The organism is Nocardia sp. CA-119907, assembly GCF_050955995.1.
Lineage (GTDB): Bacteria > Actinomycetota > Actinomycetes > Mycobacteriales > Mycobacteriaceae > Nocardia.
On record NZ_CP192091.1, the window covers coordinates 2,773,213 to 2,782,344 of the forward strand.

General features: G+C 65.9%; 8 protein-coding genes. All 8 read left to right on the top strand.

Annotation, left to right across the window (positions count from 1 at the left end; translation table 11 throughout):
* Positions 1-587: 587 nt before the first annotated feature.
* Genes ACQP2D_RS12430 through ACQP2D_RS12465 form a run of 8 tightly spaced genes read left to right on the top strand, consistent with a single transcriptional unit; the run spans position 588 to position 8,886 of the window.
* Positions 588-1,235: a hypothetical protein gene (locus ACQP2D_RS12430; RefSeq protein WP_433683854.1), complete on the top strand. Its 648-nt coding sequence runs from the start codon at positions 588-590 to the stop codon at positions 1,233-1,235.
* Positions 1,236-1,249: 14 nt separating this feature from the next.
* The gene (locus tag ACQP2D_RS12435; RefSeq protein ID WP_433683855.1) at positions 1,250-2,977 is read left to right on the top strand and encodes a hypothetical protein; all 1,728 of its coding nucleotides are present in this window, start codon (positions 1,250-1,252) and stop codon (positions 2,975-2,977) included.
* A 28-nt stretch (positions 2,978-3,005) separates the two neighbouring features.
* Positions 3,006-4,508 (top strand): PE domain-containing protein, encoded by a 1,503-nt coding sequence (locus ACQP2D_RS12440; RefSeq protein WP_433683856.1) that lies wholly within the window; start codon positions 3,006-3,008, stop codon positions 4,506-4,508.
* The gene (locus tag ACQP2D_RS12445; protein ID WP_433683857.1) at positions 4,505-4,849 is read left to right on the top strand and encodes a YbaB/EbfC family nucleoid-associated protein; all 345 of its coding nucleotides are present in this window, start codon (positions 4,505-4,507) and stop codon (positions 4,847-4,849) included. The genes ACQP2D_RS12440 and ACQP2D_RS12445 overlap by 4 nt, the downstream gene beginning before the upstream one ends.
* Complete coding sequence (locus tag ACQP2D_RS12450) at positions 4,846-5,577, top strand: hypothetical protein (RefSeq protein WP_433683858.1); 732 nt, start codon at positions 4,846-4,848, stop codon at positions 5,575-5,577. Before ACQP2D_RS12445 ends, ACQP2D_RS12450 begins: the two co-directional genes overlap by 4 nt.
* Positions 5,578-5,586: 9 nt before the next feature.
* Positions 5,587-5,940: a hypothetical protein gene (locus ACQP2D_RS12455; RefSeq protein ID WP_433683859.1), complete on the top strand. Its 354-nt coding sequence runs from the start codon at positions 5,587-5,589 to the stop codon at positions 5,938-5,940.
* Between the two features lie 29 nt (positions 5,941-5,969).
* Positions 5,970-6,281, top strand: a complete 312-nt coding sequence (locus tag ACQP2D_RS12460) for a hypothetical protein (RefSeq protein WP_433683860.1) — start codon at positions 5,970-5,972, stop codon at positions 6,279-6,281.
* Between the two features lie 7 nt (positions 6,282-6,288).
* Positions 6,289-8,886 carry a hypothetical protein gene (locus ACQP2D_RS12465; protein WP_433683861.1) on the top strand — a complete coding sequence of 866 codons (2,598 nt, stop codon included), beginning with the start codon at positions 6,289-6,291 and terminating at the stop codon, positions 8,884-8,886.
* Positions 8,887-9,132: the final 246 nt, after the last annotated feature.

Genomic DNA, 9,132 nt, shown 5'->3' on the forward strand with positions numbered 1-9,132 from the left:
CCGCCCCCGGCGCCCCAGCACCCGCCGGAGGCGCCGCACTCCTACCCGAACCAGCCTGCCCAGAACCAGCACCAACCGGAGGCTGACCCGGCATCGCACTCTGACTACCCGGATCCGCCGTCGACCCCGGCCCGCTGCCACCCGGCGCGGTAACTCCGGGCTGCCCCGACTGCCCGCCATCCCGCCGCCCCAACCGAGTCCACGGTGTCGCCGACTCCGGCGACGAATCTCCCTCGCCCGCATTGGGATCCGTCTCCGGATCCAATTCCGGATCAGCGACGACCGGTTCCACCCCTACCGCCGGACTCGTCATAGCGCACCATCCAGCCACAACCGCGTGTGTGCGCCGTCGTTGACGCGGTACGCCCCAGATGGGCGGCGGCGGAGACTCATCCGGCGCTTCCTCCTCGAACGGTCACCGAGAAAATCCGTGGCGGCCACGGCAATTCGGGCACAGTGGTATCAGTCTTCCGAGGATCCATCCTGGCCGCTGCGACGGCAACACCGGTTCCCATCATTGGGAAGCGTCAACAATGGCTTTGACGAGTTCGGTCGCCGCCGGGCGGCGGTGCAGAAGGAGTGAGCTGATGTCGTGGTGGAAGACCCCCCTCTCCACAACCCTCAGTGTCGCGCTGCCGATCGTGGGCAACATGATCGTGCCGGGTGCTGGTGGCATCATCGGTGGCGCGGTCGCCAACATTGCTTCGGACGCGATCAATGGGAAGATTCACGGCGTCACTGACGTTCTCACCTCGGCTGGCGAGGGTGCGCTGTTCTCAGGAGGGGCCGGTAGGATCGTGCGAGCGGTGGGTGCGCCTGTGCTCGGCGGCGCTGCGCGGGCACTGTTCAGGAATAGCCCTAACGCCCTCGCCGGTGCTTCGGTTGTCGCCCGAAATGCGCTTCGACGAAGCCCGATCAGCTTTGGGGCGCGGTTTGCCAATAACGCACGCGCCATGATCCCCCGTCTACGTAATCAAAATTTCCGGTATCCGATGCAAACGGCCGGACAAGCGGCCGGATCCTACCTTGCGACCAGATTCAATATGCCCGGCATGCCCGGTGGGGGTTCCGGCGGCGGTGATGGTGGTGCGGACGCCGCGCTCAAGGTGATCCCTACTCGTCCTGCCGGGGCGGATATGTCGGGCGCTTATTACGGCGACAAGAATTCGAAAGCGATTATCGGGGCTTACGACTCCGATGGTAAGTCGCAGCAGCCGTGGCCGGTGACGGCGTGACGGAAACTCCAGAAATGCCCATCCTTTGGGTTCCGGATGATCAAGTCGATGATTGGCCTGACAGTAAGGCCTATAAAATATCGCCGTCCTCCAAGAAGCTCCTGGATTCCGAGCTGATGAAGTTCGTCAACACCAACTGGGACGCCCTTGGCAGTGGGAAGACATCCGATCTGCCGGATCCCGGTTCGGTAGCTCAGGTCTCCCAGATCGACATAAGTCAGCTGAGATCAAAGGCCGTTTCCAACTATACGCAGACGTCGAGTGAGCTCAAGGGCGCTTTCAACTCCATGCAGGTCGAGATCAGAGAAGTAGTGAAAGCGTCGACGAAGGATGCGAAAGAAGACCGACTGCAATACAAGGACGGCATGACTAAATTCATAAACACCCTGAGTGGTTATGCTGAAAAGGCTCCGGACAATGGCTTGACCATGGATGACTACATCAGGGGCTACGTTGCAGATGGCCTGCTGGTCGGAGAGAAGATATATAAAGATTTTGCGGATAAAATGTCCGCGACCGCTCTCAAGATCAAGGAACAGACCAAAACGATCGAGACTCTGACGCAGGGTCTGAAGGACGAGAAGGCGCGGGGCGATAAGCTCGAAAAGGAAGTAGAGGACCTCAAGAAGAAGGGTACCGGTACCGGTACCGGCAGTGGGACTGGCAACCCTTACGATCCGGGCCCGGCCCAGCCGGTCGGCACTGGCAACGGCAACGGAACGGGCACCGGAGCCGACGACGCCTGGAAACCGATCGACCTCGGTGCCGATGGCTCCAGTGGCGACGGCTCGTCGAACGGCACCGGGACCGGCGGCTCGGATGGCACGGGCACCGGCGGCTCGGACGGCACGGGCACCGGGTCGGGTTCGACCGGGTCGGGGAACTCCGGCTACCCCGTCAACCCCACCCCAGCCGACACATCCTCCACCCCGTACTCCGGGATGGGCACGGGCGTCGGCTCCTCCGGCTTGGGCGACATGATGAACCAGCTCGGACCATGGATGCAGCAGCTCCAGCAGCAGGAGATGATGCGCCGCATGCTCGACCAGAACAACAACCCGTATGGCCAGGTCCAGCAGCAGCCGACCGTCGCGCAGCCTGCCGCGGCCGCCCCACAGGCCCAGGCGCAGGCGCCCGCGACGACCACATCCGGTACCCCCGCGTCGTCGACGACACCCGCTCCCGGCACTTCCTCGTCGCAAACCGGTCAGGGACAGCCCGGTGGTCCGGTGCCCGGCCGCACTCCGGGTACCGACGGCAAGGTCGACTACCCCTTCCCCAACGGCGAAGTGCAGCGGGTTTGGGCGGTGGCCGCGCTGGGACTGGATGCCGCCTTCGGCAATCAGGGCGGCACCGACGCGCAGGCCGCCTACGAGAAGACACCAGCGAAGTGGTCGGACAAGAAGCAGATCGGCAAGTCTGTCGATCCGAACGACATGGTGACCGGCGATGTCGCCGTCTGGAAGGATCGCACGGCCGTGGTCGCCAAGTTCGGCACCCCGGAGGCCGGAGGCAGGCTGGAGGCCATTATCGACGGCAAGCTGCAGGAGTTGACTTCCGACAACTTGCACCAGATATCGGACACCGCTGGGGAGTTCGGCGAATTCTCCGGATGGTTCCACCCGCCGGGCATCGAGGCGCCTGTGGCGGGCGACCAGTCCGGGCACGCGCCCGGCGGTGCCCCGACGGGCGACCAGTCCGGCACGTCGGTGCTCGCGGCCACGGGCGGGGCGCCTGTCTGAGCATGCGCCCGGGTGAGAGGAGGCAGTGATGGCGTTGGACGTCAATCCGGCGGAACTCGCCGCCGCGGCGGCGAAACTCGCCGCGCTGGCGCATGCCACCGGGCAGTCGCTGCCCACGGGCTGGGTGCTGCCCGCGGGCAGCGACCCGATTTCGGCCGAGGCGGTTCCGCAGCTCAATGCCCACGCCGCCAACCTGTTGAACGGTATGTCGGGTGTGCTCAGCGAGATTCACAAGACCGCGCAGAAGCTGGGTGCGGCTGCGGCGGATTACACAGTCGCTGACGACGAAGGGGCGCGCGCCATAAACGGCAGTGGCGGTGAGGTATTGGCCAATCCCGTCGCGGAGCCGGCGCCGCTCGCTGTGCGGCAGCCGCCGGTTTTCAACCTGCCTCCGGCCGGTGCCAGCATCGATCCGCTGACCATGGCGAACCAATTGCGTGGTGGCCTCGGCACGGGTCCGGCGAACAAACTGTCGGCGGATGTCCGAGGCTTCCTCGGTGGCTTCCACCCCGCCGCACTGGCCGGCGTAGACGAGGCCACGCAGGCGATGCAGCATTGGGTTCCGGTCGGTTCGGACGCAGCTTCGCTATTGACCAAACATCGCAACTGGCTCGACGAACTCGGCACCGGGCTGGGCAAGCTGGTCGATGGCATCGACACCTACAGCAATGCCTTCACCACGGCGAAGGCCAAACACCCTACGCCCGAGGAGATCGTCGCCGCGCGCCAGGAACTGTTGAAGGCGATGCGCTCCAAGAACGAGCTCGGTATCCAGGCCGCGCTGGCGAAGTTCCAGGAGCAGAACGCACGCTCGGCGGAGACGATCACCAATTACGCCACCACGGTCGGTTCGAAGAACGCGGAAAATGCGGGTTCGTCGAAAACCGGTTCGGACAAGGGCGGTTCGAACGGTTCGGGCGACAGCAGTCAGATGCTGAGCAGTCTGGCCTCCATGTTGCCGAGCATGATGAGTTCGCTGATGTCGGCCGGTATGCCGCTGCTGAATCAGAGCGGCAACAACTCGACGGAGGGGCTGGACGAATACGGCTACGGCGACTACGGATCGACCGACTACAGTGCACTGACCGGTGGCGGTTCGGGCGGCGGTGTGACACCGATCTCCGACCTCACCAGCGCGATCAATAGTTCGGGGACGAGCGCGTCTACCGTCGCGGTCGGCCCGATGCCGATGGTCGGTTCCTCGGGCAGTACCGCGAGCGGTTCGTCGAGTCTGCCGCGAACGTCGGTGATCGAGCCGTTGGCGACATCGTCGGCTGCCGGGGCGCGCGCCGCGGGCACCGGTTCCGGAATGATGCCGTATATGCCGATGTCACCCGGCATGGGCGGCGCGGGCAGCGGCAATAACGAACGCAATCGCGTAGTGGCCTGGCATCCGGATCGGCTGATGTATGTCGACGACACACCGCATACCGAACAGGTGATCGGCGAGAAGCCGACGATCGCGCCGACCGTGACACCGCCGACGCCGGCCCAGCCCAATCAGGCGTCCCAATCCGGAGGTTCCGCATGAGTGATATCCACCCCGATGTGCAGGCGGCGCTCGATGCCGCGCGCGAACTGCGCCATAAGATCGCCGATCTGCGCGAGAAGATCGATGGCATCCGGGCCCGGCGGCCTTCGCCGAGCGGCGCGGTGATTCCGGAGGTCGACGCCATGGGACGACTGGTCGGGCTCTACCTTGCTCCGGGCACCGTCGACCGGTTCGAAAGCGATGAACTGGTCACCGAGATCGTCACCGCGATCCGGGAGAGCACCGCCGATGCGGCACGTCAGTACGAGCAGCTGATGGACCGGGATCCCTGGGCCGATGAACCGGAACCGGCCGCCGCGACCGCGGAGCAGACGTCATGAGTGATGGCGACGGCGTCACCGTCGCCGATACCGTCCGGTGGTTGCATCGTGAGGGGCTGGTCCGATTGGCCGCGGTCGCGGATCGCACCCCGGATCTGCTGTGCGCGTACGCGATCGATGTGGCGACAGGAACGGTGAATGCGCATCCGGTCACCGGAGTCGGTGTCGGTTCGGATGTGATCGCGTTGGCCGCGGACGATCTGCCGTATCCGGCGGGTTCGCCGAAGCGGTTGGTGGTTGTCGGCGTTACCAGCGCCGAGGCCGTTCTGGTCGTGGATCTGGCTGCGACACTGACCATATCGATCAATGCCGACAATCCGGAGCAGGCGGCCCGTTCGTGGGTGCTGCAGCTGCTGCTGAATCCGGACGTCACGCTCACCACCAACAGCTCCGATCTGGCGGTGGCCGCGAGTGAGCGCTGTCGGCAGAGTTTCATCCCCGGCGGCAGCGCGACGATCATCAATGTCGACGATCAATTTCCTCCGGCCACAACGATCACCCTCAACCCGACATCGGACGGGCCGGATCACCTGGATATCGCGCCGGATGGCACCGGCGAGATGTATCTCGGGGCCCGGTTCTGGCAATTGAGTCAGGTCATGACCATTGGTGACGTCGCGTGGAATGCGTTGGCGCAGCAGCTGTCCGAACCCGATCAGACGCCGGATAAACCCGCCGCAGGGCCGCCCGACCGAGTGATCGCGCCCGGCACCGTCGCACGCACCTAGGAGTAGTCGATGACCGAATTCCATGATCTAGATCCGGATGACCTCCACGATGCCCCGGTGCCGGATTGGCGCAGTCTGACCTACGAGGTGTTCAATCCGGACCACACCGTCGGCGTTGCCTGTGGTCGTGACGGCGAAGTCGTCGGTTTGCACATCACCGACGAGGCCAGGGATAGCGGGGACAGCTGGCTGGCCGCGGAAGTAGTCCGGCTCGCCCGGCTGGCGCATATGAAGTCAAGGGTCGGCCTGCGCGCTGAGATGGAGTACAACGGCACCCGCCCGTACACCATCGATTCGTTCGATCTGCCCACCGAATCCTCTTATCGGGCAACCGAGATCGCCGAATTCGGCACCACTTCCTGAGCATAGGAATCTCCAGACAGGACCCCGCCATGCCCTACATCCTCGACATGGACGACCCGGACGACGTGACAGCGACCCACGGTCACCACGTCGGGGTCGTGACCTCCTACGCCGGACAAGTCAGTGCGACTACCGACGCCTTCGTGTTGCAGCACAGTCCGGTGTCGGCACTCGATCACCGGACCGTCGGGGTGCGCAATCTGATCCTCGAATGGTTCGGGCCAGCGGTCGACGACCTGATAAACCATGCCGGTTCGATGCACCGACATGTCGTCGAGACCAACCAAGCCCTCCGCGGCGCAGACGTCGCGGGCGGTGCCCGGGTATCCGAGTCGATCTGATTTCCGGATGGACCCGGAGGAGCGCAACAGTCCGCACTGGAAGGACATTGTCGGCGAGAACTGGCCGGAGATCTCGCCGCGCGAATGGGGTGCGCTGGAGACATTGGCACGTGACGGCGCTGAGGCCTTGGATCCCGATGAGGCCGATCGCGCTCGCCGAGCCTTCGATGACAGCGTTCGCTCCAGTGCCGGATTGGACCCGATCAAGCACGATCTACGCGCCCAGCAGGGAACGCTGCGAGGTTTTGTCGATGCGCTCGTGGCCACCGCCGACACCTTCGGGCATATAGCCGGAATCGTCGACCGGACGCGCACCGGGATTCTCGACATCGTCTACGACGCGGACCGTGAAATTCGCGCTGTTCCGAATAAGGTCTCCGACGAAGACGGCGACGGCACGACCGTTGATGAGGAACGCCGCGAGGTCAAGAAGATCATCGCAAGGGCTCGGGCCGAGGTCGACGAGGTAGCGGCGCATGCGCTGACGCTGATCGGGCCGGGTGGGCTGCCGGAGCTGGCGGTCATCGCGGCGGCGTTGGGACAGCCGGGGCCGTGGGAACGGCGATCCTCTGGGGGACCCGGAAATCGCGGACACTCGGGGCCGCACGCGGGGCATGGGCCGCGGCATCCCGGAACTTCGCACCAATTGCCGCCCGGTACTCCCGGCAAGCCCCATGGCTGGCGGTTGCCGGATGGCCATGGCGTGCCCAGGATTCCGGCATTGGATGCGCTGAACCGGCTATTCGATCAGCTCGGGTTGCCGCGGCCGTTCTCACCGCTGCCCGGTGGTGATCTCGGCGGACCACACGGACCGCACGGACCGCACGGACCGGGCGGCACCGACAGCACGCTCGCGACACAGCCACCGACGGGCCCGCAGCCGGGTAGCGCGCCGCAGTCGCAGGCGCCTAGCGCGTCATCGACGGGCATGGGTGCGCCCGGGTACGGGTCGGCGCCCGACTCTGTGCAGGGACCGCGGCATATCGGTGAATCCACCGGTGTCGCGGATGCGGGTGCCGCGGACGCGGGCGCATCCCACTCGGGCTCGACGACTTCCGGTGACCGTGGCTCGACATCCGCTTCGGCGGAGACCTCCTCGACGTCAGAGGGCCATTCCACCGACGGTGACATGATAGGTGCGGCGTCGAAGGCCGGTCCGGATAGGCCGCTGGGGACAGAGCCCGATGGCGAACGCGCGAATTCGGCACCGGGAGGCGTGCTCGGATCCATGTCGAACGCGTTCGCGGGTCCGGTAGCGCCGCCGGTCATTGGGCCACCGACGATTACGGCACCGCCCACCGGCGCGCCACCGGCCACGGCGGGTCCCACCGCGGGTCAGTCGACACCAGGGGCGGACACGCGAGCGCCCCAGGGGGTCGATTCGCGATTTTCCGGTGCGGGACCACGAGCTTCGGCGGGACCACCATCGGTATCCGGTGTTTCGGCCCCGGGTGTTTCGGTACCGCCCGGCAAGAACGCGCCACCGCCGCGTCCGGCCGCCGGTGTTCCGGTCGAGTCCGATGCGGCCGCCGAGGACTCCGAAAAGTCTTCCGGCAGTGATCATCTGCGCAATGCGGTCGGTGCCGCGATGATCGCGGCGGCCGCCCCCACCTTCATGGTCGGTGAACGGGTCGACGGTGATCTCGCACTGGCGCGCACCCTGCTGAGCAGCCTGCTCGCGGCGGCCGAGTCCGCGGCACTCGGCACGGCCTGGGCGGTGTCGGTGATGCGACATCCCGGCGGTGTCGGCGCGTTCGTCACCTCGAACGAGGGGCAGGGATGGTTGCCCGCAGGGGTGTACCTGCCTCGAGAACTGTCGACGCCGTGGGCGTGGTCGGTTTCGGATACGGCCTGGGAAGGGATCGCCGATCCGGCTCGCGTGCTCGCGGAATTCGCATTGGCCTGGGGCAAGAAAACCGGGGCTCGGCTGACCGCACTGGCATCCTCGTTACCGATCGAGGATGTGCTGAGCCGACAAATGGGCGATGTTCCGACAGCAGGTTCGGTCGGCGCCGCCGCGATGATGGATTTCGCCGGTCCGGCATCGGGTTTGGTGGACCGGCTGGAGCTGGTCGGCGCACCGCAGCTGCTGGATCGGGCCGCATCGGTGCCCGCGGACCGGATCGGTTGGCGCTGTGTGGAACTCGCCGTCGACGCGCATGCGCGCACGGCACGGCTGGGACCGAATGCCGCGACCGCCCTCGGCACCGCCGCCGTGCGCGAGCGGATCCTGCAGGCATTCCGGCAGGCCAAACCGGTTCCGGCGCAGTGGTGGGATGAGCTGCGCGATGCCGATGATCTGGTGGTGGCGTCCATGTTGCCGCTCAAGGCGGATGTTTCGCGAGTTCCCTTGGGCGAGTTGCGATCGGAAACCGCCGCTGGCCGCTCCGCCACGGATGCGTCGGTATTGCGGTCGATGCTGTTCGAACGGCGCTGCGACGAATTGGTGCTGCTGCTGGCCGAGGAGTCGACCAGGCAGCGCCTGCGTGATGCGATCTATGCGCACGGACAACTCGTCGATCATCCGGCCTTCACGCAAATGTCTTCCCAGACACCGCCACCCGCGCCGCGCCGCTCGTCCGTCACTGCCCCTCCGACGAGGTGATGCCCGGGGCCTCGGCACCATAGTGCGCACTACAACGGTGGATCGTCGACGACGTTTACCGCCGTCAGCGCATGGTGATCTTGGTCTTGGTCAGTATTCGAGTTCGGTCCAGGGGATGGCGATGGGGAACGGTCTGGGCCCAGAGCGAGGTCGGGCATGATGCCGCTCGCGGCGATCGGGGCGATGATCGCTCAGTGCGTTGTTGCGGGAGGCGCGCGGCAGCCTGTCCCGGGAAGTTCTAGGCGT

What these genes read in the sequence shown, in the direction of transcription:
- ACQP2D_RS12465 (WP_433683861.1), top strand. Translation starts at nt 6,289, where the DNA reads ATGGACCCGGAGGAGCGCAACAGTCCGCACTGGAAGGACATTGTCGGC.
- ACQP2D_RS12455 (WP_433683859.1), top strand. Translation starts at nt 5,587, where the DNA reads ATGACCGAATTCCATGATCTAGATCCGGATGACCTCCACGATGCCCCG.
- ACQP2D_RS12445 (WP_433683857.1), top strand. Translation starts at nt 4,505, where the DNA reads ATGAGTGATATCCACCCCGATGTGCAGGCGGCGCTCGATGCCGCGCGC.
- ACQP2D_RS12430 (WP_433683854.1), top strand. Translation starts at nt 588, where the DNA reads ATGTCGTGGTGGAAGACCCCCCTCTCCACAACCCTCAGTGTCGCGCTG.
- ACQP2D_RS12460 (WP_433683860.1), top strand. Translation starts at nt 5,970, where the DNA reads ATGCCCTACATCCTCGACATGGACGACCCGGACGACGTGACAGCGACC.
- ACQP2D_RS12450 (WP_433683858.1), top strand. Translation starts at nt 4,846, where the DNA reads ATGAGTGATGGCGACGGCGTCACCGTCGCCGATACCGTCCGGTGGTTG.
- ACQP2D_RS12435 (WP_433683855.1), top strand. Translation starts at nt 1,250, where the DNA reads ATGCCCATCCTTTGGGTTCCGGATGATCAAGTCGATGATTGGCCTGAC.
- ACQP2D_RS12440 (WP_433683856.1), top strand. Translation starts at nt 3,006, where the DNA reads ATGGCGTTGGACGTCAATCCGGCGGAACTCGCCGCCGCGGCGGCGAAA.